This is a genomic window from Jannaschia aquimarina (assembly GCF_000877395.1).
Classification (GTDB): domain Bacteria; phylum Pseudomonadota; class Alphaproteobacteria; order Rhodobacterales; family Rhodobacteraceae; genus Jannaschia; species Jannaschia aquimarina.
In genome coordinates this window covers 14,108-39,366 of record NZ_JYFE01000013.1, presented here as the reverse complement: position 1 = coordinate 39,366, position 25,259 = coordinate 14,108, and the positions used below count along the sequence as shown (strand labels likewise).

27 protein-coding genes and 1 tRNA gene are annotated in these 25,259 nt (G+C 67.2%); 20 read left to right on the top strand and 8 right to left on the bottom strand.

Annotation, left to right across the window (positions count from 1 at the left end; translation table 11 throughout):
* Positions 1 to 272: 272 nt before the first annotated feature.
* The 3 genes from jaqu_RS02115 to prfA form a co-directional block, all read right to left on the bottom strand.
* Positions 273 to 959, bottom strand: coding sequence for a DUF4167 domain-containing protein (locus jaqu_RS02115; protein ID WP_043917287.1), 687 nt, complete (start codon positions 957 to 959; stop codon positions 273 to 275).
* Between the two features lie 160 nt (positions 960 to 1,119).
* A complete protein-coding gene (gene prmC, locus jaqu_RS02110) occupies positions 1,120 to 2,013 on the bottom strand; it encodes a peptide chain release factor N(5)-glutamine methyltransferase (RefSeq protein ID WP_043917286.1) in 894 nt (297 codons plus the stop codon).
* Positions 2,010 to 3,065 carry a peptide chain release factor 1 gene (gene prfA / locus jaqu_RS02105; RefSeq protein WP_043917285.1) on the bottom strand — a complete coding sequence of 352 codons (1,056 nt, stop codon included), beginning with the start codon at positions 3,063 to 3,065 and terminating at the stop codon, positions 2,010 to 2,012. Before prfA ends, prmC begins: the two co-directional genes overlap by 4 nt.
* Positions 3,066 to 3,168: 103 nt before the next feature.
* Here prfA and jaqu_RS02100 point away from each other — a divergent pair, with 103 nt between their 5' ends.
* Entirely contained in the window at positions 3,169 to 3,381 is a 213-nt protein-coding gene (locus jaqu_RS02100) for a hypothetical protein (RefSeq protein WP_043917284.1), read from the top strand.
* 91 nt (positions 3,382 to 3,472) lie between these two features.
* Here jaqu_RS02100 and jaqu_RS02095 read toward each other — a convergent pair whose 3' ends face one another.
* From jaqu_RS02095 to jaqu_RS02080, 4 genes are all read right to left on the bottom strand, one after another.
* Positions 3,473 to 3,997 (bottom strand): DUF1499 domain-containing protein, encoded by a 525-nt coding sequence (locus jaqu_RS02095; protein WP_052500721.1) that lies wholly within the window; start codon positions 3,995 to 3,997, stop codon positions 3,473 to 3,475.
* 107 nt (positions 3,998 to 4,104) lie between these two features.
* On the bottom strand, positions 4,105 to 5,286 hold the full coding sequence (locus jaqu_RS02090) for a glycerate kinase type-2 family protein (RefSeq protein ID WP_043917283.1): 1,182 nt from the start codon (positions 5,284 to 5,286) through the stop codon (positions 4,105 to 4,107).
* A 117-nt stretch (positions 5,287 to 5,403) separates the two neighbouring features.
* Positions 5,404 to 5,490, bottom strand: a tRNA-Leu gene (locus jaqu_RS02085).
* Between the two features lie 78 nt (positions 5,491 to 5,568).
* Positions 5,569 to 7,233 carry a peptidoglycan-binding domain-containing protein gene (locus jaqu_RS02080; RefSeq protein ID WP_043917282.1) on the bottom strand — a complete coding sequence of 555 codons (1,665 nt, stop codon included), beginning with the start codon at positions 7,231 to 7,233 and terminating at the stop codon, positions 5,569 to 5,571.
* A 122-nt stretch (positions 7,234 to 7,355) separates the two neighbouring features.
* On the opposite strand from jaqu_RS02080, the gene lipB reads away from it, so the two are divergent.
* The 17 genes from lipB to jaqu_RS01995 all read left to right on the top strand — a co-directional run bounded on the left by lipB (position 7,356) and on the right by jaqu_RS01995 (position 23,070).
* On the top strand, positions 7,356 to 8,018 hold the full coding sequence (lipB, locus tag jaqu_RS02075; RefSeq protein ID WP_043917281.1) for a lipoyl(octanoyl) transferase LipB: 663 nt from the start codon (positions 7,356 to 7,358) through the stop codon (positions 8,016 to 8,018).
* A 65-nt stretch (positions 8,019 to 8,083) separates the two neighbouring features.
* On the top strand, positions 8,084 to 8,602 hold the full coding sequence (locus jaqu_RS02070) for a hypothetical protein (RefSeq protein ID WP_043917280.1): 519 nt from the start codon (positions 8,084 to 8,086) through the stop codon (positions 8,600 to 8,602).
* A 130-nt stretch (positions 8,603 to 8,732) separates the two neighbouring features.
* Positions 8,733 to 10,406: a cytochrome c oxidase subunit I gene (locus jaqu_RS02065; RefSeq protein WP_043917279.1), complete on the top strand. Its 1,674-nt coding sequence runs from the start codon at positions 8,733 to 8,735 to the stop codon at positions 10,404 to 10,406.
* Positions 10,406 to 10,924 carry a DUF2244 domain-containing protein gene (locus tag jaqu_RS02060; protein WP_043917278.1) on the top strand — a complete coding sequence of 173 codons (519 nt, stop codon included), beginning with the start codon at positions 10,406 to 10,408 and terminating at the stop codon, positions 10,922 to 10,924. Before jaqu_RS02065 ends, jaqu_RS02060 begins: the two co-directional genes overlap by 1 nt.
* Positions 10,925 to 11,055: 131 nt before the next feature.
* A complete protein-coding gene (locus jaqu_RS02055) occupies positions 11,056 to 11,838 on the top strand; it encodes an ABC transporter ATP-binding protein (RefSeq protein WP_043917277.1) in 783 nt (260 codons plus the stop codon).
* Between the two features lie 27 nt (positions 11,839 to 11,865).
* Entirely contained in the window at positions 11,866 to 12,624 is a 759-nt protein-coding gene (locus jaqu_RS02050) for a transporter substrate-binding domain-containing protein (protein ID WP_043917276.1), read from the top strand.
* A gap of 38 nt (positions 12,625 to 12,662) precedes the next feature.
* A complete protein-coding gene (locus jaqu_RS02045; protein ID WP_043917275.1) occupies positions 12,663 to 13,376 on the top strand; it encodes an ABC transporter permease in 714 nt (237 codons plus the stop codon).
* Positions 13,377 to 13,380: 4 nt separating this feature from the next.
* Positions 13,381 to 14,073, top strand: a complete 693-nt coding sequence (locus jaqu_RS02040; RefSeq protein ID WP_052500720.1) for an ABC transporter permease — start codon at positions 13,381 to 13,383, stop codon at positions 14,071 to 14,073.
* Positions 14,074 to 14,079: 6 nt separating this feature from the next.
* Positions 14,080 to 14,865 (top strand): dimethylarginine dimethylaminohydrolase family protein, encoded by a 786-nt coding sequence (locus jaqu_RS02035; protein ID WP_043917273.1) that lies wholly within the window; start codon positions 14,080 to 14,082, stop codon positions 14,863 to 14,865.
* Between the two features lie 81 nt (positions 14,866 to 14,946).
* A complete protein-coding gene (locus jaqu_RS02030) occupies positions 14,947 to 15,600 on the top strand; it encodes a TetR/AcrR family transcriptional regulator (RefSeq protein ID WP_043917272.1) in 654 nt (217 codons plus the stop codon).
* On the top strand, positions 15,597 to 16,775 hold the full coding sequence (locus tag jaqu_RS02025) for a pyridoxal phosphate-dependent aminotransferase (RefSeq protein WP_043917271.1): 1,179 nt from the start codon (positions 15,597 to 15,599) through the stop codon (positions 16,773 to 16,775). The genes jaqu_RS02030 and jaqu_RS02025 overlap by 4 nt, the downstream gene beginning before the upstream one ends.
* Positions 16,772 to 18,361, top strand: coding sequence for a 5-guanidino-2-oxopentanoate decarboxylase (locus jaqu_RS02020; RefSeq protein WP_043917270.1), 1,590 nt, complete (start codon positions 16,772 to 16,774; stop codon positions 18,359 to 18,361). The genes jaqu_RS02025 and jaqu_RS02020 overlap by 4 nt, the downstream gene beginning before the upstream one ends.
* A 53-nt stretch (positions 18,362 to 18,414) precedes the next feature.
* Positions 18,415 to 19,869 carry an aldehyde dehydrogenase family protein gene (locus tag jaqu_RS02015; protein WP_043917269.1) on the top strand — a complete coding sequence of 485 codons (1,455 nt, stop codon included), beginning with the start codon at positions 18,415 to 18,417 and terminating at the stop codon, positions 19,867 to 19,869.
* Positions 19,870 to 19,874: 5 nt separating this feature from the next.
* Entirely contained in the window at positions 19,875 to 20,615 is a 741-nt protein-coding gene (locus jaqu_RS02010; RefSeq protein ID WP_043917268.1) for an SDR family oxidoreductase, read from the top strand.
* A gap of 40 nt (positions 20,616 to 20,655) precedes the next feature.
* On the top strand, positions 20,656 to 21,579 hold the full coding sequence (locus jaqu_RS02005; protein WP_043917304.1) for a bifunctional riboflavin kinase/FAD synthetase: 924 nt from the start codon (positions 20,656 to 20,658) through the stop codon (positions 21,577 to 21,579).
* Positions 21,569 to 22,054 (top strand): YcgN family cysteine cluster protein, encoded by a 486-nt coding sequence (locus jaqu_RS02000; RefSeq protein ID WP_089268357.1) that lies wholly within the window; start codon positions 21,569 to 21,571, stop codon positions 22,052 to 22,054. The genes jaqu_RS02005 and jaqu_RS02000 overlap by 11 nt, the downstream gene beginning before the upstream one ends.
* Positions 22,055 to 22,056: 2 nt before the next feature.
* Positions 22,057 to 23,070 (top strand): threonine aldolase family protein, encoded by a 1,014-nt coding sequence (locus jaqu_RS01995; protein WP_089268367.1) that lies wholly within the window; start codon positions 22,057 to 22,059, stop codon positions 23,068 to 23,070.
* Between the two features lie 13 nt (positions 23,071 to 23,083).
* Here jaqu_RS01995 and aac(6') read toward each other — a convergent pair whose 3' ends face one another.
* A complete protein-coding gene (aac(6'), locus tag jaqu_RS01990) occupies positions 23,084 to 23,527 on the bottom strand; it encodes an aminoglycoside 6'-N-acetyltransferase (RefSeq protein ID WP_043917266.1) in 444 nt (147 codons plus the stop codon).
* Between the two features lie 77 nt (positions 23,528 to 23,604).
* Here aac(6') and jaqu_RS01985 point away from each other — a divergent pair, with 77 nt between their 5' ends.
* Both jaqu_RS01985 and lysA read left to right on the top strand, forming a co-directional pair.
* On the top strand, positions 23,605 to 23,931 hold the full coding sequence (locus jaqu_RS01985) for a DUF2834 domain-containing protein (RefSeq protein ID WP_043917265.1): 327 nt from the start codon (positions 23,605 to 23,607) through the stop codon (positions 23,929 to 23,931).
* A gap of 39 nt (positions 23,932 to 23,970) precedes the next feature.
* Positions 23,971 to 25,242, top strand: coding sequence for a diaminopimelate decarboxylase (lysA, locus tag jaqu_RS01980; RefSeq protein ID WP_043917264.1), 1,272 nt, complete (start codon positions 23,971 to 23,973; stop codon positions 25,240 to 25,242).
* Positions 25,243 to 25,259: the final 17 nt, after the last annotated feature.

Sequence of the window (25,259 nt, the reverse complement as noted above, 5' to 3'; positions counted from 1 at the left end):
TCCGCCCCCCGATCCGTTTTCTTGGGACCCAAGGACGTCCGACACCGCCGGGCCAGCCCCGGCAATCCACCGGCCAGACCCTGCAGGGTGGTTCAAATCACCCGGCCACGCCGAGTGAAGCCATGGTCAATCGGGTAAGCGCTCGGAAGCCAAATCGACGCGACACCGACGCGTAGATGTCTCGCGTCAGTCTTGGAAAAGCCGCGTATCCCCTGCCGACACCGATGTAGCCGTCAGGATGGCACGAGGGTATCCCCGATCGGCCTGCCCGCTCAGGAAGCTTCGGCCTGCGCCGCCTGATCGCCCGCATCCTCCGCCTTGGGCTCTTCGGCCTTCGGGGCCTTGCGACGCGTACGACGCTTGGGCCTTTCTTCCTCTGCCGCACTCACCTCCGGCTGGGCTTCGGCCTTGGCTTCCGGCGTCTCGACCAGACCGCTGTCGCCGTCCGGCTCGATCACGTCCGGCTGCCGGTCCTCGTTGCGATCGCGCCGGCCGCGGCGCCCGCCGCCCTGGCCCCGGCCCTCGTCCTGGTTGCGTCCGCCACGCGGATCGCCGCCCTGTCCGTCCTGCTGGTCCCGCTGCTGCTGGCCGCCCTGCTGATCCTGGGGCTGACCGCCGCCCTGCTGGTTGCCGCCGCCCTGTTGGCCACCTTGCTGACCGGCCTGAGGGTTGTTCTGCTGTCCGCCCTGCTGCTGTTCGCGCTTGGCATCCATCTCCTTCTGGGCCTGGGCCAGCAGGCGGGTGTAATGCTCCGCATGTTGCTGGAAGTTCTCGACCGCGACCCTGTCGCCCGCAAGCTGGGCGTCACGGGCAAGCTGGTTGTACTTGTCGATGATCTGCTGTGGCGTTCCGCGCACCTTCCCCTCGGGACCGGAGCTGTCGAACACCCGGTTGATAATATTGCCGCCAGAGGGACGGTTGCGGTTCTTATTCCGCGAACGGGACTTCGAGCTTCTCATGAAATGGCTTTCGAGTGGTTTTGCCGCGCCGCCCCTTGCCGGGGACCTGGCGCCTGTTTGCTCTCGGGCGAAAGCCGGGGGTGCACGTGAGGCTGTGCGCCGCATCCGGCTGTGAGGTGGTTATGGGTATGTCTCAGGACGTTTACAAGCCGAAATCGCCTCATGCGGGCGGTTTTTCGCCCGTCACGATGCGGTCGCGCCCGTCCAGATCGGGCAGAACCGCGATGTGGACCAGACCGGCCGCCAGAAACAGGTCCCTGACCGCAGCGGCTTGCGTCGGGCCGATCTCGACCATCAGGCGGCCGGCGGGCTCAAGATGCGCGGGGGCGTCGCGCGCGATGATGCGATAGGCCTCCAGCCCGTCGCCGCCCGGCGTCAGAGCGATGCGCGGCTCATGCAGCACCTCGGGCGACAATGCGGCCATCTCGGCCTCGGCGATATAGGGCGGGTTCGAGACGATCAGGTCGAACGTGCCGTCGACCCCGTCCAGCCAGTCGGACCGGGCGAAGGCCGCACGGTCCGCGACGCCGGCGACTTCGGCGTTGCGCGCCGCCACATCCAGCGCCTCGGCGCTGATATCCACGCCAAGCCCCGTCGCGTCCGGCTGCTCGTGAAGCAGCGACGCCAGGATGCAGCCCGATCCCGTGCCGAGATCCAGCACGCGCTCGAACGGGACCGGCGGCCAATCGGCCTCGGGCAGGCGTGGCCAGCGTGCGGGATCGGCCAAGGCGTCGGCGGGCAGATCCGTCGCGGCCCGAACCAGCGTCTCCGTCTCCGGACGCGGATCGAGCACGGCGGGGGTGACGATGAAATCGTGCATCCAGAACGCGCGCCGCCCCGTGATCTGCGAGACGGGTTGCCTCCGGATGCGCCTCTGCACCGCATCCTCGTAGATCTGCGCCACGTCCTCCGGCATGATGCCCGCCGCGCCAATCCAATCCTCGATCAGGCCCACGAACAGCGCGGACGCATCGCGCGCCGGGTCGGGCACGCCCGCCGCGGCCAGCCGCCGCCGGGCCGAGGCCATGGCCCGCGCCACATCGGTTTCGCTCATGCTTCCATCTCGGCCAGTTGCGCCGCCTGCGCGTCCGCCGTCAGCGCGTCGATCACTTCGTCCAGATCGCCCTGCATCACCTGCCCCAGAGAATAGAGCGTCAGGTTGATCCGATGATCCGTCATACGGCCCTGGGGGAAGTTGTAGGTCCGGATCCGTTCCGATCGGTCGCCCGACCCGACCTGGGCCTTCCGATCCGCCGACCGCTCCGCATCCGTCGCGGCGCGTTGCGCATCGTAAAGCCGCGCGCGCAGCACCTGCATGGCGATCTCGCGGTTGCGATGCTGGGACTTCTCGGAGGACGTCACGACCAGACCCGTGGGCAGGTGCGTGATCCGCACGGCCGAGTCGGTTGTGTTGACGTGCTGGCCGCCCGCCCCGCTGGCGCGCATCGTGTCGATCCGCAAGTCGCTGGCGGGGATGTCGATCTCCACCGCCTCCGCCTCGGGCAAGACCGCCACCGTCGCGGCAGAGGTATGGATCCGCCCGCCGCTCTCGGTGGCGGGCACGCGCTGGACCCGGTGCACGCCGCTTTCGAATTTCAGCCGGGCGAAGACGCCGTCGCCCTCGATGCGCACGACCAGCTCGCGCACGCCGCCCAGATCGGTCTCCTGCCGTTCGACGACGTCCCAGCCCCAGCCCCGGGCCCCGGCGTAGCGGCGATACATCGCCTCGAGGTCGCCCGCGAAGAGCGCCGCTTCCTCACCGCCCGTGCCCGGCCGTATCTCCAGGATGGCTGGGCGCGCATCGGCGGCGTCTCGCGGCAACAGGGCAAGGCGCAGCGCGTCCGAAGCGGCCGCCTGCCGGGCCTCAAGCTCGGCAAGCTCCGCCTGCGCCAATTCCGCCATCTCGGGATCGTCCAGCATCGTGCGCGCGTCGGCGATCTGCACGTCCAGGGCACGCCAGTCGCGCACCTGATCGGCGACAGGCTTCAGCTCGGAATATTCCTGCGTCAACGCACCGATCTCCGATCCATCCGCGCCCGCGTTCAACCGCGCTTCGAGGAACTCGAAACGTGCGAGGATCTGGTCGAGGCGGTCTTCGGGGATCATGGGACGGCGCCTTGCCCCGCAGGAGCCATAGCGTCAAGCGGTCACGCCAACGGTCGCACACGGCGCGATTGCCGGAATCGCCCCGGAATGCTAACCTTATGTCATGAGAACGATAGCGCTGCTGACCCTGCTCGTGCTGCCGTTACCCTCGGCTGCCGAATTGCCCTGCCAATGCCGAAGCACGCAGGGGGAACTCTTCGATGTCGGCTCGCAGGCCTGCCTCACCGTCGATGGACGCAGCTTCATGGCCCTTTGCGCCATGAGCCAGAACGTCACCATCTGGCGCGATACCGGATCGCCCTGCGTCACCGGCTAGGCCGTATCATTCGATCGTCGGGCCCATTTTCGGCGGCCTACGGCAGGAATCATGACCGCAACCTCGGAAACGCAGCCGCCGATTTCGACGGCTATTGCTGCTCCAACGCCTCCAGCCAACGCTCTACGCGCGCACGGTTCACGCCCGCATCGGAATAGCCGTAGCGGGACCGGCTCCAGATCGTCAGGCGTGAGCCGTCTCCGGCCGCCTCCGCCTTGACGGAAATCGCGTCCGGAAACTGCATCAGGTCCGACCGCTGGACATAGGTCACCAGCCCCTCTTCGGGCGATCCGGCCAGCCGTTCGGTGTTGGGCTCCGCGAGGGCGATCTCATCCAGCCGCGCCAGCAGCGCGGCCGGAGCCTCCGCCCGCATGACGGGTTCCATATCGCCACCTTCGGCGACGACGAACTCGTTCGGGCGGCCGGTGCGGCTGCCGCTCTCCGGGTCCACATGCCAGTCTTCGGCTTCCATGCCCGAATAGCGGATCCAGGCCGCGCCTGCGGTCGCCGCAAAGGCGGCGGCTCCCAGGGCAAGGACGGTTCTTTTGTTGCTCGGCACGATCACCTTCCTCTGGACGGTGTGCTGAGTGACGATTTTCACGGTGCGCATGATCATGCGAGAGGGTTCACCTCCCGGCACGGCCTTTGCACGGCGTCACGATCGCCCAAATGGGACGGCTCGCGCCCGCGGCAAGAGACAATCGAGGCGGGCTCGACCGGTTGTCACCGCACCCGGAGGATCTGAAGGTCTGCCACGTTCGTCCCCGTCCCGCCGATCCGCAACAGGGCCCCGGCCGCATCCAGAACCGGGTAGCTGTCGTTGCGCGCCAGTGCCGCCGCGGGGTCGAGTCCCGCCGCGCGGATCCGCGCGACCGTCCCATCGTCGACGACCGCCCCCGCCGCATCCGTCGGCCCGTCGCGGCCATCCGTCCCGCCCGACAGAAAGGCCCAGGGCCTGTCCAGGTCCTCCAAGGCCAATGCGACCCTCAAGGCAAGCTCTTGGTTGCGCCCGCCAAGACCGTCGCCACGCAGCACGACGGTCGTCTCACCCCCCCACAGCGTCGTCCCCGGGCCACGCCGCGCCGCCGCCGCAACCCGCCGGGCGGCCTCGGCCACGTCGCCGGTCAGCGGGATTGGATCGGCCATCGCACCGGGGGCCGCCTCGGCCATCGCCGCGACCGAGAGGGCGTTCGATCCCACCAACCGCCATGTCGAAACCGGGACCTGTGCCACCGGGGGCCTTCGCAGCGCCGCCCGGACCGAGGCCGGCACGCGGTCCCACAGGCCAGCCCGTTCCAGCACCTCGCGTGCGCCGCCTACGGGCGGCACCGTCGGACCCGAGGCGATGATCGCCGGGTCGTCCCCGATCACGTCCGAGAGCAGCAACGCCTCGACAAAAGCCGGCGCCGCCGCCCTTGCCAGCCCGCCTCCCTTGATCCGCGACAGGGCCTGACGCACCGCGTTCATCGCGTCGATCTCCAGCCCCGCCCCCAGTAGCAGGCGCGAGACCTCTGCCTTATCCTCCAGCGAGACCCCCTCGACCGGGGCCACCGCCAGAGCGGAACCGCCGCCCGAGATCAGCACCAGCGCCCGGTGCCCCTCGGTCAGGGCCTCGGCCGCTTCCAGCAGCGCCGCCCCCGCGCGGGCCGAGCTTTCGTCCGGAACCGGGTGGGCGCCGTACATCACCCGCGCGCCCGGCAGATCGGTCCGATTCTCCGGATTGGTGACGACCAGCGCCGGGATGTCGGGAAAGCGCGTCAGCGCGGCGCTGGTCATCGGAACGGCTGCCTTGCCCAGCGCGAGGATCGCGTCCGGAGCGGCGTCGATCACGGCCTCGCGGACGGCGCGATCCGGATCGGCGCGTCGGACGCCGGCCATGAAGATGTCGATGAGATCCCGCCGCATCCCGGGCCCTGTCTGCACGATTGTCTGCACGATTGTCTGCACGGGGGGTGTACAGGGGGTGCACAGGGGGTGCACGTGACATTCTTGCCGATGGGGTGTGACGGGTTTGCCGAAAGGTGGTGCGGCTGAGAAGACTCGAACTTCCACGGGAGTTACCCCACAGCGACCTCAACGCTGCGCGTCTACCAATTCCGCCACAGCCGCATCGCCTTTCGGTCCGGCCCCTCTAGCCGGTCGGTCGGGCGGGCTCAAGGGGTCTTGAGCCCGCCGTCACAAGAGGCGTCAGTCGGCGGGTGCGCCGAAGGTCGGCAGGGCCACCGAGGCCGGAACAGGCGTCGCGGGCGAGGCCGCCGCGGCACCGTCAGCCGCGCCGGACGCCCAGGTCAGCAACGCCGCACGATCGGTCTGGCCGGGCGCGAAGACCGGCGTGGCCCCTCCCTTGAGCGCGTCGATGGCGCGGCCGTACCAGGCGGCGGCACGGGCGCGATCCGCGTCTGCACCGAAGCCCTGCGCCACATGGTGGCCAAGAAGTTCCGCGTGAGCATCCGAGCCCAGCGCGACCAGCAGAAGCGCCGCACCCAGAGCGATTTCGGTGTCGTCGGCCCGGTAGCCAGCACCGAGGCAAACGGTCGCCGTATCCCGCAGTTGATCCGGCGTCAGGCCCGCGCCGAGCACCACCTGCGTCACGCCGGACATGACATCGTCCATCGTACCGCTGGCCAGCGCGGCGACGGGCTGAGCCATGACCGGCTTGAACGCCTCGCATTGGGCGGCGGCCTGTTCCGGCGCCACGCCGAGCGCGTCCAGCCGCTCCTGCGTGGAAAGGATCGAATGCGCGCGGGCAAGGCAGAACTGCTCGGCCAGAGCGACGGAGCGGTCACCGCCGGACTGGGTCACGGGCCCGCCGCGCGTCGTCGTCAGCAGCGTGACCTTCTCGCAATGACCCGCCAGAGAAGCCTGGACCGGAGCGGCCGGGGCCGGTGCACCGAAGGTCGGCAGCGCCGCTGCGACGGTGCCTGCGGCGTTCGGCGCGGTCGGCGCGGGTACGACCGGCGCTGGCGCCACCGCCTCTCGCGTCTGCGGCGGTGCGTCCGAGAGCCGGCAGGTCGCGCCCACACATTCGAACGAAGCGGGCGTCGGTGAATAGGTCAGCAGGTTGTTGCGTGCGTATCCGTCGGCGGTCGAGGCAAAGACCAGCACCTGGCAATCGTTCGCCCCGCACCAGTAGGACGAGCCCGAAAGCGCGGTGTCGATGATGTAGTCGTTGCGACCGTCGCCATTCATGTCGGCGAGTTGAATGAAGCCCGCGCGCTGCAGCAGTTGCTCGGCCGACGGGTCGGAGGAAGCGGCGATCTCGTCCACCGCGCGGCTGACCTCTGCAGGCAGGCCTGGATAGTTGGAGGTCGAGGCGACGGTGACACCCCCGCTCATCCGGGCGTACTGATCCTTGAGGACGGCGCGCTGGCCGATCTGCGAGGTCGAAATGAGCTTGGCGACGTCCGGGGCGCCGGACAACGCACGCGAATGAGCGGACAGGAGGACCGAACGTTCGAATTCCGTCAGCGTGCCGTCGGAGGGCAAGGCGAGGAACGCCTGCATCCCAGAGATCGCCGAGCGGGACCGTTGACCCAGCACGCCATCGGCTCCGCCGGCATTGAAGCCGAAATAGTTCAGCGCGGTCTGAACGTCGCGGTTCTCCTGTCGCTGGGCGGCGGTCATGGCCGGGCGCGAGGAACGGGTGCGCGTCGACCGGTTGGTCGTCGATCGCCGGGTCGTCGTGCGGCGCTTGTTGCGTTCGTGGTTGACGATGGCACCGCCTATGATGCCTCCGATCAATCCGGCAGCGACATCGTCAGCCCCGGCGCGGGCGGGCGTAGTGGTCATCGTGGTGACGGGCATCGCGACGGCGAATGCCGCCACCGTCGCGAGCAAGCGATTGCGGAACATGATCCTCTCCCGGTAAACAAGGTCCCCTGTGGGGGCGACCCTACGTGCGCCTCGCGCGCTGACCTAACGGAAACTCGTGTCAAGGTAATGAAAACCCCACCTCGCCCCTCTGGAAAGCAGCCATGTCATCCGTGATCGGAGTGGCCCCGGAATGGATCGTCTCGGATCGGCCAGTCGCCTATCCGGATGCGCTGGCTGCAATGGAGACCCGTGTCGAGGGCATTCTGAACGGCACTGCGTCCGAGGCGATCTGGCTTCTGGAGCACCCGCCACTCTACACGGCCGGGACGTCGTCGCGGCGCGAGGATCTGCGGGATCCCAACCGCTTTCCGGTCCACGAGGCACGCCGTGGCGGGCAATACACCTATCACGGCCCGGGCCAGCGCGTCGCCTATGTCATGGTGAACGTTGGACAACGCGGCCACGACGTGCGCGCTTTCGTGCAGACTCTGGAAGGCTGGGTCATCGCTTCATTGGCGGAATTCGGGTTACGCGGAGAGGTCCGCCCGGGCCGCGTGGGCGTCTGGATTGCGCGCCCCGACAAGCCTCCCCTGCCCGACGGGAGCCCGCGGGAGGACAAGATCGCCGCCATCGGTATCCGCCTGCGCCGCTGGATCAGCTTTCACGGGATCAGCATCAATGTGGAACCTGATCTGAGCCATTTCGACGGCATCGTTCCCTGCGGTATCGAGGGACATGGCGTGACCAGCCTGGTCGATCTGGGCCTGCCCGTGACGATGGGCGATCTGGACGACGCCCTGCGAAAGACCTCTCCGTTCCGGTAACGCCTTGGCGACGCCGCATTCTCGTCCGTCTTGCCTGTCACCTTTTCCGCGAGGCGGACCGAGTGATGATGAAGACGTTGAGCAACCTCCTGTTCGGGCGCGATGTGACGCCGTCCGATTCGGATGTCGTCCTCCGGGTCCCCCCATCCTGCCCAACGGCCGAACCGATCGACCCCGATCTGGCAACGATTTGCGCGGCACGCCATCGCGGCACGACGCCGCGATCGGCCTATTCGCGGGGTCTCGCGGAGCTTGTGGCAGACGAGGAACTCGGCGGCCCGGAGGGTGACCTTTTCTTCCTGCTGCCGCTCGGGGTGTTGGCGGCGCGAGGCGACGCGAACCCTTCGGACGCGCCCGCCTACGTAGCGCTGAGCGACGCGGAGAAAGGCGCAATCGGCGCCCTGCACGCCGTTCTGATCCGACCTGCCGTCGATCCGAATTCTCCGCTCTCGGCCTTCGTTGCGCGGAGCCTGCCCCTTCTTGGCCACCCCGGCACGCTGCTGGCGCATAGGGGTGACGAGACCGGCGCGTTGGCCGAGACGGCCCGGATCCTCTCCGAATGGCCGAGAGACGCCGCAGCCTGATGGCCTGTCCACTGCGACGATTTTCCCGGTCCCCGCGCGTTGCATGGGCCGGACCGCCCCGCTAGAAGCCGCGCAGAACGACCGGGGCCCGTGCGTCCCGTCTCATGACTGAGCAGAAACGGAGCACCGCATGGCCGACGCCGCCATCTCGGGCCACGACCACCACGAGAAGCCAGGCTTCTTCACCCGGTGGTTCATGTCCACGAACCACAAGGATATCGGCATCCTCTACCTGATCGTGTCCGGCTTTGCCGGGTTCATCAGCGTGGCGATGACCGTCTACATGCGCCTGGAGCTGATGGAGCCGGGCGTGCAGTACATGTGCATGGAGGGCTGGCGCCTGACGGCTGCCGCGGCGGGCGAATGTACCCCGAACGGCCATCTCTGGAACGTGCTGATCACGGGCCACGGCATCACGATGATGTTCTTCGTGGTCATTCCGGCGCTGTTCGGCGGCTTCGGCAACTACTTCATGCCGCTGCATATCGGTGCCCCCGACATGGCCTTTCCGCGGCTGAACAACCTGTCGTTCTGGCTCTTCACCGCGGGCACGTCGCTGGCCGTGCTGTCGCTGTTCGTGCCGGGCGGCAACGGACAATTGGGTTCCGGCATCGGTTGGGTGCTCTACCCGCCGCTATCGACGACCGAAGCCGGCATGTCGACCGACATCGCCATCTTCGCGGTGCACGTGTCTGGTGCCTCGTCCATTCTGGGCGCGATCAACATCATCACGACGTTCCTGAACATGCGCGCGCCGGGCATGACACTGCATAAGGTGCCGCTCTTCGCCTGGTCGATCTTCGTGACCGCGTGGCTGATCCTTCTGGCCTTGCCCGTCCTGGCCGGCGCCATCACGATGCTGCTGACGGACCGCAACTTCGGGACCACGTTCTTCGATCCGGCGGGCGGTGGCGACCCGGTGCTGTACCAGCACATCCTGTGGTTCTTCGGCCATCCCGAGGTCTACATCGTGATCCTCCCGGCGTTCGGGATCATCTCCCATGTCGTGTCGACTTTCTCGCGCAAGCCGATCTTCGGCTACCTGCCGATGGTCTACGCCATGGTCGCGATCGGCGGTCTGGGCTTCGTCGTCTGGGCGCACCACATGTACACGGTGGGCATGTCGCTGACGCAGCAGGCCTACTTCATGGTCGCCACGATGATCATCGCGGTGCCCACGGGGGTGAAGATCTTCTCTTGGATCGCGACGATGTGGGGCGGGTCGATCAAGTTCGATACGCCGATGCTGTTCGCCATCGGGTTCATCTTCCTGTTCACCCTGGGCGGCGTCACCGGCATCGTCCTGAGCCAGGCGGGCGTGGACCGAGCGTATCACGACACCTATTACGTGGTCGCGCACTTCCACTACGTGATGAGTCTGGGCGCCGTCTTCGGCATCTTCGCGGGCTTCTATTACTGGATCGGCAAGATGAGCGGCCGCCAGTACCCGGAATGGGCCGGCAAGCTGCACTTCTGGGCGTTCTTCATCGGTGCGAACATCACCTTCTTCCCCCAGCACTTTCTGGGCCGTCAGGGGATGCCGCGCCGCTATATCGACTACCCGGACGCCTTCGCGCTGTGGCACTATATCAGCTCGTGGGGCGCGTTCATCAGCTTCGCCTCGTTCCTGTTCTGGATCGGTATCGTGGTCTACACGGTAACCCGCGGCCAGAAGATCGCCGCCAAGGCCTACTGGGGCGAGCATGCGGACACGCTGGAATGGACGCTGCCGAACCCGCCGCCGGAGCACACCTTCGAGCAGCTTCCCACCCGCGAGATGTGGGAACGCACGCCGCATCACTGATGCCGTTCGAGGTCACGCAGAAAAACCTGGAGGCCCCGGCATCGTCCGGGGCCTCCCTCTTGGCGGTGAGGCTCTGGCCCTATTCATCGCTGACACCGACGGGATTCGTCTGGGCCATGGGCCTGTTCTTCGGTCTGATCGCCATTCCGGTTCTGTCGCTGGTCGGCTCGCTCGTGCTTTGGGGGATCCTTCCCTTCGCCCTCGGGGTGGGCGGATTGCTGTGGTACGCGCTCAAGCGGTCGTGGCGGGATCGGACCATCGAAGAAATCTTCGAGCTGACGGCCGACACCGCTCGCCTGTCACGCCGTGACCCGTCAGGCGCCACCCGCGACTGGGAGGCGAATCCATATTGGGTGCGTGTCGAGCTGCACCCCAAGGATGGCCCGGTCGAGGATTACCTGACGCTCGAGGGCGGACCGCGAGCCGTCGAGATCGGCGCGTTTCTTACCCCCGAGGAAAGACGGGACCTGCGCGAAGTGCTGATGGACGCCCTGGGCGCGGCCAGGGCGGTACGCTGAGCCGGCTGGGCGGGACCCGCCGTCGCGTAACCCCATCGCCCCGCGCGGCGCGCCATTGACCCCGCCCCCGGCCCGCGCCTACCAATCAACCCCGACGGAGCGCTCAGACGCTCCACGACCGGGGAAGCCTTTTGCCGACAGACGACGCGACCGCCACGCCGGCCATCGAAGTGCGCGACCTGCACAAGTCGTTCGGGGATCTCGAGGTCCTGAAGGGCGTCTCGATGACCGCGCGCGACGGGGACGTGGTCACACTGATCGGAGCATCGGGGTCCGGAAAATCAACCTTCCTGCGCTGCATAAATATGCTCGACCAGCCTTCGGCCGGAGAGATCGTGCTGGCCGGAGAGGCCTTGTCGATGAAACCGGGCAAGGGTGGGCTGGTCGCTACCGACCGAAAGCAGCTTGAACGGTTTCGCGCGCGCCTGGGCATGGTGTTCCAGCAGTTCAATCTCTGGCAGCACATGACGGTCCTTCAAAACGTGGTCGAGGGACCGATCCAGATCCTGAAGGTGCCGAAGGCCCAAGCGCGCGAGCGTGCCGAAGCGCTTCTGAACCGCGTCGGCCTTTGGGACAAACGCGACCAGTATCCGGCCTTCCTGTCAGGCGGTCAGCAACAGCGGGCCGCGATCGCGCGCGCGCTCGCAATGGAACCGCGCGTGATGCTGTTCGACGAGCCGACCAGCGCGCTGGACCCCGAACTGGTGGGCGAGGTGCTGCGCGTGATCCGCTCGCTGGCCGAAGAGGGTCGGACGATGATCCTCGTCACGCACGAGATGCGCTTTGCGCGCGACGTCTCGTCTGAGGTCATGTTCCTGCGCAACGGCCTCGTCGACGAGCGCGGCGCTCCGGATCAGGTCTTCGACGCCCCCGAAAGCGAGCATTGCCGCCGCTTCGTTCAATCCGTCCACTAGAGACGACAACCCCGACAGGAGAGACCCATGAAGAAGATCGTCACCTTGGCCGCAGCCGCGGCGATTTCGGCCACCGCCGCCACCGCCGACGTCAAGATCGGCATCTCGGCCGAAGCCTACCCGCCCTTCGCCGAAAAGGACGCCGCCGGAAACTGGGTCGGCTGGGAGATGGAGATCATCGACGCCGTCTGCGCCGCCATGGAGGAGGAATGCGAGGTCGTCCCCGTCGCATGGGACGGCATCATCCCGGCGCTGCTGTCGGGCCGGATGGACGCGATCATGGCGTCCATGTCGATTACCGAAGAGCGGATGCGCACCATCGACTTCTCGGACAAGTACTACAATACGCCCGCCGTCATCGTGGCGGCGAAGGACAGTGAGATCTCGGGCGATCCCGCCTCGCTGGACGGAAAGATCGTCGGTGTGCAGGTTTCGACCATCCATGCCAACTACGTCGAGAAGCATTTCGAGGAACAGGCCGAGATGAAGGTCTACCAGACATTCGACGAGCATAACCAGGATCTCGTGGCGGGTCGCGTCGACGCGGTCGTGGGCGACAGCCTCGCCTTTCAGGACTTCCTCTCAAGCGATGCCGGTCAGGCCTACGAGGTGAAGGGCGAGTTGAACGACGAAGAGGTGTTCGGCCCAGGTGTCGGCGTCGGGCTGCGCCAAGGCGAGGACGAGTTGAAGGAGCGGTTCAACGCAGCGATCCGGCAGATCCGCGAAGACGGCACGTATGATGAGATCTCGAACAGGTATTTCGACTTCGACATCTACGGCGGTTGAGCCGTCTTGGGGGGCGGGCGACCGCCCCCTGATCCTGCATGGAGCAGGTCTTCGAATATCTCGCGTTCAGCGCGCCGGGCTGGGGCGGCAACCTGCTGCGCGGGCTGGTTTCGACGTTGCAGATCGCGCTTGGGGCCTATGCGCTAGGGATGTCGATCGGCATCCTAGGCGCGCTGGGAAAGATCCATGGCGGCCCGATCCTGCGCGGAGCGCTGGAGGTCTACACGACGCTGATCCGCGCCGTGCCCGAACTCGTCCTGATCCTGCTGCTGTTCTACGCCGGACAGGATGCCATCAACGTGATCCTGACGTCGCTGGGCTTCGAGCGGGTCATTCTCGACGGGCTATGGGTCGGCATCTACGTGATCGGCTTCGTGCAGGGCGCCTATTCGACCGAGGTCTTTCGGGGCGCGTTCGGCGCCGTGGCTCCGGGCCAGATCGAGGCCGCGCGCGCTATCGGGATGTCCCGCCTGAAGGTCCAGACCCGCGTGGTGATCCCGCTCATGCTGCCCTTCGCCCTGCCGGGCCTCGCGAACCTGTGGCTGATCACGACCAAGGACACCGCTCTGCTGGCCGTGGTGGGCGTGAGCGAATTGGCCCTGGAGACGCGGCAGGCCGCAGGGGCAACGCGGGCCTACTTCCTGTTCTACGTGGCGGCGGGATGCCTCTATCTGCTGGTCACGCTGGTCTCGAACCAGATTTTCGCCTGGCTGGAACGGCGCCTGCGTCGCGGCCAGCCGGTGCAGGGCTGAGCCGATGCAGTGGTATTGGCTGCCAGAATACCTGCCCGCCTTCGCCGAAGGTCTGTGGCTGACGGTCCAGCTTCTGACATTGGCCATCGTCTTCGGCATGGCGCTCGCCGTTCCCATCGGGCTGGTGCAGGTGACGGGGCCGCTTCCGCTGGCCTGGCTGGCGCGGGGCTTCTGCACGGTGATCCGGGGCACGCCCCTGCTGATCCAGCTTTGGCTGATCTATTACGGGCTCGGATCGCTCTTCCCGTTCGTTCCCGCCATCCGTGAGAGCTTTCTCTGGCCGATCCTGCGGGACGCGTTCCCCTATGCCGTCTTCGCCTTCACGCTGTCGGTCGCGGGCTACGAGGGAGAGGTGATGCGCGGCGCCTTCCGGGGCGTCCCCAAGGGTGAACTGGAGGCAGCACGTGCCCTCGGGATGTCACCCTTTCAGGTGCTGCGCCGGGTCTGGCTGCCGCGCGCGCTGCAAAACGTGTTCCCGACGCTGGCGGGCGAATTCATCCTGACGCTGAAGGCCACCCCTCTGGCCGCGACGATCACCGTGTTCGAGGTCTACGGCATCGGAACCATCGTCCGGCAAGAGACCTTCCGCATCTACGAGCCGCTGCTCTTCGTGGCGGCCATCTATCTGGTCTTGACCGGCATCCTGATCCTTTTCTTCCGATGGATGGAGAGCCGTATGCCCCGCCGCCGCGCCTGAGGTCAGATGTCCGCGATCCGTTTCACCCACGCGATCACCCGCCGCCCCGCCCGGTCCGCCGTGGACGGATTGCGCGCCGTGGATATCGGCGCGCCGGACCTGCCGCGCCTGGCTGCCGACCACGCCGACTATGTCGCAGCCCTGCGGGCGACGGGGGCCGAGGTGATCGAACTGGGGCCGCTTGCGGCCTATCCAGACAGCCTCTTCGTGGAGGATGTGGCGCTGTGCCTGCCTCAGGGCGCGATCGTGATGCGCCCCGGCGCGCCCTCCCGTCTTGGCGAGGCCGCCGAGATCGCGCCGCATCTGCGGGCGCTCTATTCCACCGTCGCGCGGATCGAGGGACCGGGCTTCATCGAGGGCGGCGACATCCTCGTGACAGGACACGAGATCCTGATCGGCCTCTCCGAGCGAACTGATGAGGCGGGTGTCGATGAGTTGCGCGCCATCGTGGAGCCCTGGGGCCACGCGCTTCGCGTCGTCGAGACGCCGCCGGGGATCCTCCACTTCAAGACCGATTGCTCGCTTCTGGACGAAGGCACCGTGCTGGCGACAGAGCGCCTCGCAGCCTCGGGCTGTTTTGGCGGCTACGACGTGATCCACACCGCCCCCGGGGAGGAGGCGAGCGCCAACGCGATCCGCTTCAACGAGGTGGTCCTGTTTCCGGCAGGTTTTCCCGAAACGCAGGCGCGCCTTGTGGCGGCCGGCTACGATGTGCGGCCGATCGGCAATACCGAGGCGGCCAAGCTGGACGGCGGCATGTCCTGTCTGAGCCTGCGGTTCACGCCGAGCTAACCGGCGACGCCGGATCGGTGTTGCCAGGTCGATTGGCTACTGTTACGCATCCGCACAACAATTACTCATCCGTATAGCAAGATGCCTGCAGCCGATGCCAAGGATCGCCGCGCCTTCGTGCGCGAAGCCCCCGACCGCCGTCGGCAGGATCTGATCGAAGCGACCCTCGCGCTGATCGGAGAGCACGGCTTCGAGGCAGCCACCGTTCGCGCCATCGCGGAGCGGGCGAACGTGACCCAAGGGCTGATCCGGCATTATTTCCAGACCAAGGATGACCTGATCTGCGCTGCCTATGCGCAGCACATGGAGGCGATGACTGGCCTTGGCCTCGCTCCGGCGGATGGCCCGGGCGATGCGCTGGACAGGCTTCGAAAGGTCCTGGCGGCCAGCGTTCGGGCAGAGGTGGCGAACCCGCGCAACCTGACGCTGTGGGCGTCCTTCATCGCCCGCGTTCCGGCCAGCGATCCCATCCGGCAAACGCACGAACGGACCTATCTCGCCTTTCGCGATGCGTTGCAGACGCTGATCACCGACGCCTTGGCAGAGACAGGCTGCCCTGTCCCCGCCCGAGACGCGCGCCGCCTTGCGATCCTGTGCAACGCGGTGATCGACGGTCTTTGGATCGAGGGCGGCGCGTTGCCCGACCATCTGAGCGAGGAAGATCTCGTGACCCTCGTCCTCGATGCGGCCTCGACGCTCCTGTCACTCCCTCTCTCTCGCGGAGATCGCCCATGAAGACCACGTCCGTCACCCGGAGGCTTGCCGGATCGGGCGGCGCGAAATGGGCCATGCACACGAGGGCAGTGGCATTGACCGAGGCAGGTCGCGACGTGATCGCCCTGACCATCGGCGAACCCGACGTCCCAGTGCCCGCCTCCCTGTGCGACGCGGCGATCGAGGGCATCCATGCCGGGAGGCTGGGCTATTCCAGCGGTCGCGGAGAACCGGGGCTGCGCAATGCGCTTGCCGCGCATTACACCGCGCGCACCGGACGAAAGATCGGGCCGGAGTCGATCCTTTGCGTGCCGGGCACCCAGACCGCCTTGTACCTTGCGCTTCAGGGGGTGGCCGAGGCCGGTGACGAAGTGATGGTCGGCGATCCGATGTATGCGACCTACGAAGGGGTGATCCGCGCCAGCGGCGCAGGGCTCGTTCCCGTCCCTCTCGCGCCGGACGCGGGCTTTCTTCTGCGGGCGGAAGATCTGGCAGCACGCATCACGTCGCGCAGCCGTGCGATCCTGCTGAACACGCCCCACAATCCGACAGGCGCCGTTCTGACGGCGGAAGATATCGCCGAGATCGGTGAAGTCGCGCGTTCGCACGATCTGTGGATCATCTCGGACGAGGTCTATGCGGACCTCATCTTCGATGACCATCCCTTCGCCTCGCCGCTTGCGCGGGCCGATCTGGCGGAGCGGACCATCGTCGTCTCGTCGATCTCCAAATCACATGCCGCGCCCGGCTTTCGCAGCGGGTGGTGCGTCGCATCACCGGCCTTCGTCGACGCGGTCCTGCCGCTGGCCGAAGCGATGCTCTTCGGCAACCAACCGTTCATCGCGGACATGACGGCCCGCGCGATCCGCGAGGGGTCTCCGGTATCGGCGGGGATGCGCGCGCGCTTTGCGGCACGGGCGGATCGGTTGGCGAACCGTCTTGCGGCGGCGACACCCCTGCGCGTCCACCGCCCGCAGGCCGGCATGTTCGCGCTGATCGATGCAGGGCCGCTGGGCATAGACGGCACGGCCTTCGCGGAGCGTCTGCTGGAGGAGGCAGGCGTGGCGGTGATGCCGGGCGCCTCGTTCGGCAGCAGCCTCGACGATTGGGTCCGCGTTGCCCTGACGGTCGAGGACACCCGGTTCGACGCGGCGATCGACCAGATCGTCGCCCATTGCGCGGCCCTCGCCGCATGAGCCAGCGGACGGTCGGTCAGGCCCTCGTCGCCGCTTTGGAAGCACGGGGCGTCGACACGGTTTTCGGCATCCCCGGGGTCCACACGATCGAACTCTATCGCGGGCTTGCAGGCAGCGGCATCCGGCACGTGACGCCCCGGCACGAACAGGGCGCCGGATTCATGGCGGACGGCTATGCGCGTGTGTCCCGCAAGCCGGGCGTCTGCTTCGTGATCACAGGGCCGGGGCTGACGAACGTGGTCACGGCCATGGCGCAGGCACGGGCGGATTCGGTGCCGATGCTTGTGATCACAGGCGTGAATCCCGTCGAAACCCACGGCCGGGAAGACGGGCATCTGCACGAGCTACCTGACCAGCTTGGCCTGATCCGACAGATCGCCCTGCATGCGGAGACGTTGCGCAGACCCGGCGACGTCGCCGATACGGTGGCGCGGGCATTCGACGCGATGAGCCGAGGACGTCCGGGCCCCGTCGCGATCGAGGTGCCGATCGACGTTATGGCTATGCCTGCAGAGGCGGAGACCGGGATCCCCGTAGCCGACCAGCATCAGGTGCCCGATCCCTCCGTCATCGCCGAGGCCGCACGAACCCTGAGCGGCGCGGATCGGCCACTGATCGTGGCGGGCGGCGGCGCGGTCGACGCCGACGGGCCGCTTCGCGCGGTCGCCGAGGCGCTGAACGCGCCGGTCGTGACCACGGCCAACGGTCGGGGCCTGATGGGCGGTCATTCCCTGCGCGTTCCGGCCAGCCCCAGCTTGCCAGCCATTCGCGCGGCGCTTTCGGACGCAGATGCCGTGCTCGCGGTGGGCACGCAGATGGGACCGACCGATTGGGATATGTATGGCGATGGGGACCTGCCCCGGCTCACCCATCTCGTCCGGATCGAGATCGACGCCGCGCAGATGGAGCGCAACTTTCGCGCCGACACGCCGATCGAGGGCGACGCGTCGGACACGCTCACCGCGTTGCTCCCCCTTCTCGCCCGGCGGGGCGCGGACGGGGCAGCCCGCGCGGATGCGTTGCGGCGCGCGGCGTTGGTCGACGTAAGCCCCAACTACCGTCCGATCTGCGAGATGCTGGCGATGCTCTACGCCCGCTGGCCCGACGCACTGGTCGTGGGCGATAGCACGCAGCCGGTCTATGCGGGAAACCTGTATGTCGACGCGCCGCGCCCGGGATCGTGGTTCAACAGCTCGGGCGGCTTCGGAACGCTGGGCTACGGCGCGCCTGCGGCGATCGGTGCGAAGCGGGCCGCGCCCGACCGACCTGTGATCTGTCTCACCGGCGACGGCGGCCTTCAGTTCAGTCTGTCCGAACTGGGCACCGCCATGGACGAGACGGCTCCGGTCGTTTTCGTCGTCTGGAACAACCGGGGATACGGCGAGATCGAGACGTATCTGCGCCGCGCCGGGTTGCCACCTATAGGGGTGCGCCCCTCCCCGCCCGATTTCGATGCATCGGCCGAGGCCTACGGCCTGCAGGCGGAGCGGATCGAGGACATGGCCGATCTGCCAGACGCGGTGGCCCGCGCGCTCGCATCAGGGGCGCCTGCCCTGGTGGATCTGGTCGTGCCACGCGGCGGGTGATTGCGTCGGGCCGCCGCTGCCCCCTACGCTTGGCCGAAAACAGGAGACTGCCCGTGACCATCCGCCCGCTCGAGCTCGATCCGTCTCATTGCCTGATCGGCGGACGATGGGCGCCTTGCGAGAGCGGTCAGACATTGGATCTGAGCAACCCGTCGGATGGCAGCACGCTGTGCCCTATCGCGCGCGGCGGTGCAGCGGATATCGACCGCGCCGTGACCGCAGCCCGGGAGGCGCGGCGAGGGGCGTGGGGGCGGATGACCGCACCCGAGCGGGGACGCATCCTCGCCCGGATCGGGACCCTGGTGACAGAGAATGCCGAAGAGCTGGCGCGGCTGGAAGCCATGGACGTGGGCAAGCCGCTGCGTCAGGCGCGCGCCGATGTGGCGGCTCTCGCACGCTACATGGAGTTCTATGCCGGCGCGGCCGACAAGCTGCATGGCCAGACCATCCCCTATCTTGACGGCTACACGGTCTACACGTTGCGTGAGCCCCATGGCGTGACCGGCCACATCGTGCCCTGGAACTATCCGATGCAGATCATCGGCCGCTCGGTCGGCGCGGCCTTGGCGGTCGGCAACGCCGCCGTTCTGAAGCCGGCCGAAGAGGCCTGTCTGACTGCGCTCGCCTTCGCGGAACTCGCACGCCGGGCGGGCCTGCCCGACAGTGCTTTGAACGTCGTCCCCGGCTTGGGCGAAGAGGCGGGCGCGGCACTGGCGAGTCATGGGGGCATCGACCATATCTCGTTCACCGGCTCCGTCGCCGTGGGCCGCCTGATCCAGCGCGCCGCGGCCGAACACATCGTTCCCGTGACGCTGGAACTGGGCGGCAAGTCTCCGCAACTCGTCTTCGACGACGCCGATCTGGACGCCGCCCTGCCGTTTCTCGTGAATGCGGGCATTCAGAATGCGGGTCAGACGTGCTCGGCCTCCTCTCGCATCCTCGTGCAGCGCGGTGTTTACGACAGGGTGCTGTCCATGATGGCGGACCGATATGCGGCGCTGCGGTGCGGGCCCGCGCTGGCGGACCTGGACGTCGGGCCGTTGGTCTCCCCGCGTCAGAAAGAGATCGTCGAGGGCTTTCTGGCCCGTGGCACGGACCTAACGGTCGCCGCGCGTGGAGAGATCGCGGCGGACGCTCCTGATGGCGGGGCATATCTGCGCCCGACGCTTTTTGCGGACGTGCACCCGGATCACGCGCTGGCGCGAGAGGAGATCTTCGGCCCGGTGCAAGTCCTGATCCCGTTCGAGACCGAGCAAGAGGCGACGGAGATCGCGAACGGCACCGATTACGGATTGGTAGCATCGGTCTGGACGCGGGACGGAGCGCGGCAGATGCGACTGGCGAAGGCGCTTCGTTCCGGCCAGGTCTTCCTGAACAACTACGGCGCGGGCGGCGGGGTGGAGCTTCCCTTCGGCGGCACAGGCCTGTCGGGTCACGGCCGCGAGAAGGGGTTCGAGGCGCTTTACGGGTTCACCACGCTCAAGACCGTCGCGGCATTTCACGGGTGAGACGCATGAGACTGAAAGACAAGACGGCCATCGTGACAGGCGGCGCCTCCGGCTTCGGCGCCGGCATCGTGCGCAAATTCGCCGCAGAGGGCGCGCGCGTCCTGATCGCGGACCTGAATGGCGATGACGCCGAGGCGCTGGCCGAAGAACTGGAGCAGCATGCGACCGAGGCGGATGTGTCGGACGGTGCGAGCGTCGGCGCAATGGTGCGAGAGGCGCAACGGCTCTTTGGGGAGGTCGACATCCTGGTCAACAATGCCGGTATCACCCATCTGCCCGCCCCGATGGAGGAGGTGAGCGAGAGCGATTTCGACCGTGTCTTCGCGGTCAATTGCAAATCGGTCTACCTGACCGCCCGCCATGCCGTGCCGCTGATGAAGGCACGGGGCGCAGGCGCGATCCTGAACGTCGCCTCCACCGCGGGCGTTTCACCCCGGCCGCGCCTCAATTGGTACAATGCCTCGAAGGGCTGGATGATCACCGCGACCCGCGCCATGGCGGTCGAGCTGGCGCCCGAGGGCGTGCGCGTCAACGCCCTGAACCCCGTCGCAGGCGAGACGCCCCTGCTGAAATCGTTCATGGGCGAGGACACGCCTGAGATCCGCGCGAAGTTCCTGTCCACGATCCCGCTGGGCCGCTTCTCGACACCCGAGGACATGGGCAACGCCGCCTGCTTTCTGTGCTCGGACGAGGCCAGCATGATCACCGGCGTCTGCATGCAGGTCGATGGCGGCCGCTGCATCTGACGCGCTTGCACCCGCCGCGCGCCCCCCTTACCCCGGCCCCATGCACTTCGTCCGCGATCCGGCCCAGCTTTCAGATGCCTTGCGCGGCGCTTCGGCCGCGATCGGCAATTTCGACGGCGTGCATCTGGGACATCGTCACGTCATCGATCTGGCACGGCGCGACGGCGCACCGCTGGGCGTCATGACGTTCGAGCCACACCCCCGCGAGGTCTTTGCCCCCGATGGCCCGCCCTTCCGGCTGATGAACCCGGCCGCGAAGGCGTCGCGGCTGGCAAAGATCGGCGTCGATGTCCTGTTCGAGTTGGATTTCCGGACGATTGCCCCCCTGACGGCCGAGGCCTTCATGTCCGAGATCATCGCCCGCGATCTGGGTCTCTCGCGCGTCGTCGTCGGTGCCGACTTCCGTTTCGGCAAAGGCCGGGCGGGCGACGTGGAGGCGCTGCAAGCGGGCGGCGCGGCGCACGGATTCGATGTGACCGTTGCCGACCTGATCGAAGGGCCGGTGGGCGAGGTTTCCTCGACTGCGATCCGCTCGGCCCTGACCGAAGGCCGCCCCCGCGATGCCGCGGCGATGCTGGGCCATTGGCACCGAATCGAGGGTCCCGTGATCCACGGAGAGAAGCGCGGCCGCACCTTGGGCTGGCCGACCGCGAACATGGCGCTGGACGGGCTGCACCTGCCCCAGCTTGGCGTCTACGCCGTCCTGGTCGACATCCTGTCCGGCCCCCATGCTGGCGCCCGAACCGGCGTCGCGTCCCTGGGCGTGCGGCCGATGTTCGGTGAAAACCGTCCGAACCTGGAGACGTTTCTGTTCGATTTCGACGGCGATCTCTACGGCGCGCCGCTCTCGGTCGCGCTGGTCGAGTTCCTGCGCCCCGAGGAGAGGTTCGACGGCCTCGATGCGCTGATCGCGCAGATGGAGCGTGACGGCGCCGCTGCGCGGGAGGTGCTGGTTGCCCTCTGACCCGATCCGGCGGGACGGCTTGCGTCCCCGCTTCTGGGAGATGCCGCTGGACGCTCTGACGCCGATCGAATGGGAGGCGTTGTGCGATGGATGCGGCAAGTGCTGCCTCAACAAGCTCGAAGACGATGAAACCGGCGAAGTCGCCCTGACCCGGATTGCGTGTCGGCTGTTCGACGATTCGACCTGCCGCTGCACATCCTACGAGACGCGATTGTCGTATGTGCCCGAATGCGTGGTGCTGACGCCCGCCTCCCTGCCGGAGGTGGCGTATTTCATGCCCGAGACCTGCGCCTATCGCCGACTTCACGAGGGCCGCGCCCTGCCCGTCTGGCATCCCTTGCTCACCGGCGACCCGATGTCACCCCATGCGGCGGGCGCCTCTCTGATGGACGAGACCGTTAACGAGACGCTTATCCCGGAAGCGGCGGATTGGGAGGATTTCGTCATCGAAGAGCCGTTGGGGGACACGTCATGAACCTGAACTTCGCCTCGGACAATACCGGGCCCGTCGCCGGTCCGGTCATGGACGCGATGGTCGCCGCGAATGCGGGCGGCACCATGCCCTACGGCGCCGACCCGTGGATGGACGAAGTTCGGGACGGATTGCGGAGCCTGTTCGATTGGCCCGAGGCCGAAGTTTTGCTCGTCTCGACAGGCACGGCCGCCAACGCTCTGGCTCTGGCGACGCTGGTCGAGCCATGGGAGGCGGTCTTCTGCCACCGACTCAGCCACGTGGAAGCCGACGAATGCGGGGCGCCCGAATTCTACACCGGCGGTGCGAAACTCGTTCTGGTCGACGGTGAAGATGCCAAGATGGCGCCGGAGGCGCTGGATGCAGCCGTCAGTCGAACGGGCGGCAGCGTCCATGGTGTCCAGCGCGGCGCGATCAGCCTGACCAACGTGACCGAGGCGGGGACGATCTACACCTTGGCGGAACTCGATGTCCTCTGCTCATATGCTAGGGAATTGAACCTCCCCGTACATCTCGACGGGGCGCGCTTTGCCAATGCATGCGCCGCACTGGATTGCAGCGCCGCCGAGATGGTGAGAGGCGCGGACATTGTCAGCTTCGGCGGCACCAAGAACGGCTGCATGGGGGTCGAGGCGATCGTGATGCGCGATCCGTCCAAGGGCTGGCAGGCGGCGCTCCGCCGCAAACGGGCCGGGCATCTCTGGTCCAAGCACCGCTTCCTGTCGGCACAGATGGCCGCCTATCTGCGGGACAACCTCTGGCTCGAGAACGCGCGCGCCGCGAACGCCGCCGGGCAGCGGCTGGCGCAGGGCCTGCGAACGATCGGAGCGGAGATCGTGCATGAGCCGGCCGCGAACATGATCTTCGCGCGTCTGCCCGCCGAGGCGCATCACCGCGCCCAGAAGGAGGCACAGTACTACCTGATGGACGACCAGGAGCGACCGCTCTGCCGTCTGGTCTGTGATTTCACCAAGACGGACAAGGAAGTCGACCGGCTGCTCGAGCTGTTCGCTGGATAACGGCGCCCGGCGATCAGAGCTTCGTCCGGAAGCACACGACACGCACCGTCTCTTCGAAACCGAGTGTTCGGTGGAACGCGTGACTGGCGATGTTGTCGATATGAGCGTCGGAGGCCAGCTCCGTGCATCCCCGCTCCCTTGCCCAGGCCCGGACCGCGTCCAGAAGCAATGCCCCGACCCCCTCCCGTCGATGGTCGGGCGCGACGTAGATGCCTTCGAGGAAGGCCACCGGCGAGGTTTCGCATCCGTTCACGTGGTCGCGGCGCAGGGTGGCCTCGGAAAAGGCGAAGGGGCCTCTCCCGTCGTCGTGGACGAAAACGCAGCCATTGACCGGCATCGCCTCGAGGAGGGCCGCAGCCTCTTCCCGATGAACGGCTTGTGACGTTCCAGGCCAGAGACGCGCGCGCAACGCCACCCAGTCTTCGATATCAGATGGCGTCGCGATCCGTACGGGCATCCAGCGAATATCGCGCCGATCCCTTGTGCCGACAATGCCGCCCTCGCCTTCCAGGCGCGCCCCGCTACCTCCGGCTCATGGGCACATTCTCACCTCTCCGCATCCTCTACCTGATCCTCTGTATTGTCGGGATCATACTGCCGTGGCGCTACTTTCTCGCGTGGTTTACCGAGAACGGTTGGAGCCTCGGCGCCATGGTCGATGCCTGGCACGCGAATGCGGCGTCCAGCGGTCTGGTCTGGGATCTGACCGTCGCGGCGGCCGCGCTGACCGTCTGGATCGTTCACGAAGCGTATACGCGACGGGACTGGCTGCTGCTGGCATCGATCCCGGCGACCTTCGGTGTCGGTGTCAGTCTTGGGCTGCCTTTGCACCTCTTCCTGCGCGGAAGACGAGAGGCGTGAGACTAGCGCGGACGGAAAAGGCGCGCTAGGGGCGCGGCCATGGACCATTTCCTCTATCGCGACGGCATTCTGCATGCCGAGGACGTGCCCCTGCCCGAGATCGCGGCCTCGGTCGGCACGCCGGCCTACGTCTATTCGGCGGCGACCCTGCTTCGGCATTACAGGCTTTTCGACGAGGCTCTGGATTGGGGTCCGCATCTGGTCTGCTACGCGGTGAAGGCCGCCAGCAACGTGGCCTTGTTGAAGCTTCTGGGCGATGAGGGCGCGGGCATGGACGTGGTCTCGGAAGGTGAATACCGACGCGCCCGCGCGGCCGGTGTGCCCGGCGACCGGATCGTCTTCTCGGGCGTGGGCAAGACGCCGGGCGAGATGCGGCACGTGCTCGAAGGCGGCATCCGGCAGATCAACCTGGAAAGCGAGCCGGAATACCGGATGCTGTCCGAAATCGCGTCGAACATGGGGATCGAGGTCCCGGTGACCGTCCGCGTGAATCCGGATGTCGACGCCAAGACCCACGAGAAGATCGCCACCGGCAAGTCCGAAAACAAGTTCGGCATCCCGATCGCCAAGGCCCGCAACGTCTATGCGGAGCTTGCCACGCTGCCCGGCCTTCGGGTCGTCGGCATAGACGTGCATATCGGCAGCCAGTTGACCGATCTGGACCCGTTCCGGCTGGCCTATCGCAAGGTCGCTGACCTGACCGAGACGTTGCGTGCCGACGGGCATACGATCGACCGGCTCGATCTGGGCGGCGGCCTGGGGATCCCGTATGAACGCTCGAACCTCGCGCCGCCGGTTCCATTGGAATACGGGCAGGTCGTCCGCGACGAGGTCGGTCATCTGGGCTGCGAGATCGAAATCGAGCCCGGGCGGCTGATCGCGGGCAATGCGGGCGTCCTGCTGGCCTCGGTCATTTTCGTAAAGGAAGGCGAAGGCCGTGACTTCCTAATCCTCGACGCGGCAATGAACGATCTGATCCGGCCCGCCATGTACGGTGCGCACCACGATATCGTCCCCCTCCGAGAGACGGCCGCCGGAGCCGAGATGCATCCCTACGACGTCGTCGGGCCGGTCTGCGAGTCCGGTGACACGTTCACGAAGGCGCGTCTCCTGCCGCCGCTTGCCCCCTCGGACGTCGTCGCCTTCCGGTCCGCCGGAGCCTACGGCGCCGTGATGGCGAGCGAGTACAACTCCCGTCCGCTGGTCCCAGAAGTCCTCGTGCGTGGAGAGAACTGGTCCGTCATCCGGCCCCGGCCCAGCTACGACGAGATGATCGCGCGGGAAAGCGTGCCGGCCTGGCTTGACGGCTAATCAGTGCCGCATTTCAA

Excerpts from the sequence above, each read along its gene's own strand:
- jaqu_RS02095 (WP_052500721.1), bottom strand. The coding sequence starts at position 3,997 with ATGATCATGCGCACCGTGAAAATCGTCACTCAGCACACCGTCCAGAGG.
- jaqu_RS02020 (WP_043917270.1), top strand. The coding sequence starts at position 16,772 with ATGAGCCAGCGGACGGTCGGTCAGGCCCTCGTCGCCGCTTTGGAAGCA.
- jaqu_RS02080 (WP_043917282.1), bottom strand. The coding sequence starts at position 7,233 with ATGTTCCGCAATCGCTTGCTCGCGACGGTGGCGGCATTCGCCGTCGCG.
- jaqu_RS02100 (WP_043917284.1), top strand. The coding sequence starts at position 3,169 with ATGAGAACGATAGCGCTGCTGACCCTGCTCGTGCTGCCGTTACCCTCG.
- jaqu_RS02115 (WP_043917287.1), bottom strand. The coding sequence starts at position 959 with ATGAGAAGCTCGAAGTCCCGTTCGCGGAATAAGAACCGCAACCGTCCC.
- lipB (WP_043917281.1), top strand. The coding sequence starts at position 7,356 with ATGTCATCCGTGATCGGAGTGGCCCCGGAATGGATCGTCTCGGATCGG.
- jaqu_RS02040 (WP_052500720.1), top strand. The coding sequence starts at position 13,381 with ATGCAGTGGTATTGGCTGCCAGAATACCTGCCCGCCTTCGCCGAAGGT.
- jaqu_RS02045 (WP_043917275.1), top strand. The coding sequence starts at position 12,663 with ATGGAGCAGGTCTTCGAATATCTCGCGTTCAGCGCGCCGGGCTGGGGC.
- jaqu_RS01985 (WP_043917265.1), top strand. The coding sequence starts at position 23,605 with ATGGGCACATTCTCACCTCTCCGCATCCTCTACCTGATCCTCTGTATT.
- jaqu_RS02060 (WP_043917278.1), top strand. The coding sequence starts at position 10,406 with ATGCCGTTCGAGGTCACGCAGAAAAACCTGGAGGCCCCGGCATCGTCC.
- jaqu_RS02090 (WP_043917283.1), bottom strand. The coding sequence starts at position 5,286 with ATGCGGCGGGATCTCATCGACATCTTCATGGCCGGCGTCCGACGCGCC.
- jaqu_RS02005 (WP_043917304.1), top strand. The coding sequence starts at position 20,656 with ATGCACTTCGTCCGCGATCCGGCCCAGCTTTCAGATGCCTTGCGCGGC.
- prfA (WP_043917285.1), bottom strand. The coding sequence starts at position 3,065 with ATGATCCCCGAAGACCGCCTCGACCAGATCCTCGCACGTTTCGAGTTC.
- jaqu_RS02025 (WP_043917271.1), top strand. The coding sequence starts at position 15,597 with ATGAAGACCACGTCCGTCACCCGGAGGCTTGCCGGATCGGGCGGCGCG.
- jaqu_RS02035 (WP_043917273.1), top strand. The coding sequence starts at position 14,080 with ATGTCCGCGATCCGTTTCACCCACGCGATCACCCGCCGCCCCGCCCGG.
- prmC (WP_043917286.1), bottom strand. The coding sequence starts at position 2,013 with ATGAGCGAAACCGATGTGGCGCGGGCCATGGCCTCGGCCCGGCGGCGG.
- lysA (WP_043917264.1), top strand. The coding sequence starts at position 23,971 with ATGGACCATTTCCTCTATCGCGACGGCATTCTGCATGCCGAGGACGTG.
- jaqu_RS02050 (WP_043917276.1), top strand. The coding sequence starts at position 11,866 with ATGAAGAAGATCGTCACCTTGGCCGCAGCCGCGGCGATTTCGGCCACC.
- jaqu_RS02010 (WP_043917268.1), top strand. The coding sequence starts at position 19,875 with ATGAGACTGAAAGACAAGACGGCCATCGTGACAGGCGGCGCCTCCGGC.
- jaqu_RS02070 (WP_043917280.1), top strand. The coding sequence starts at position 8,084 with ATGATGAAGACGTTGAGCAACCTCCTGTTCGGGCGCGATGTGACGCCG.
- jaqu_RS02030 (WP_043917272.1), top strand. The coding sequence starts at position 14,947 with ATGCCTGCAGCCGATGCCAAGGATCGCCGCGCCTTCGTGCGCGAAGCC.
- jaqu_RS02065 (WP_043917279.1), top strand. The coding sequence starts at position 8,733 with ATGGCCGACGCCGCCATCTCGGGCCACGACCACCACGAGAAGCCAGGC.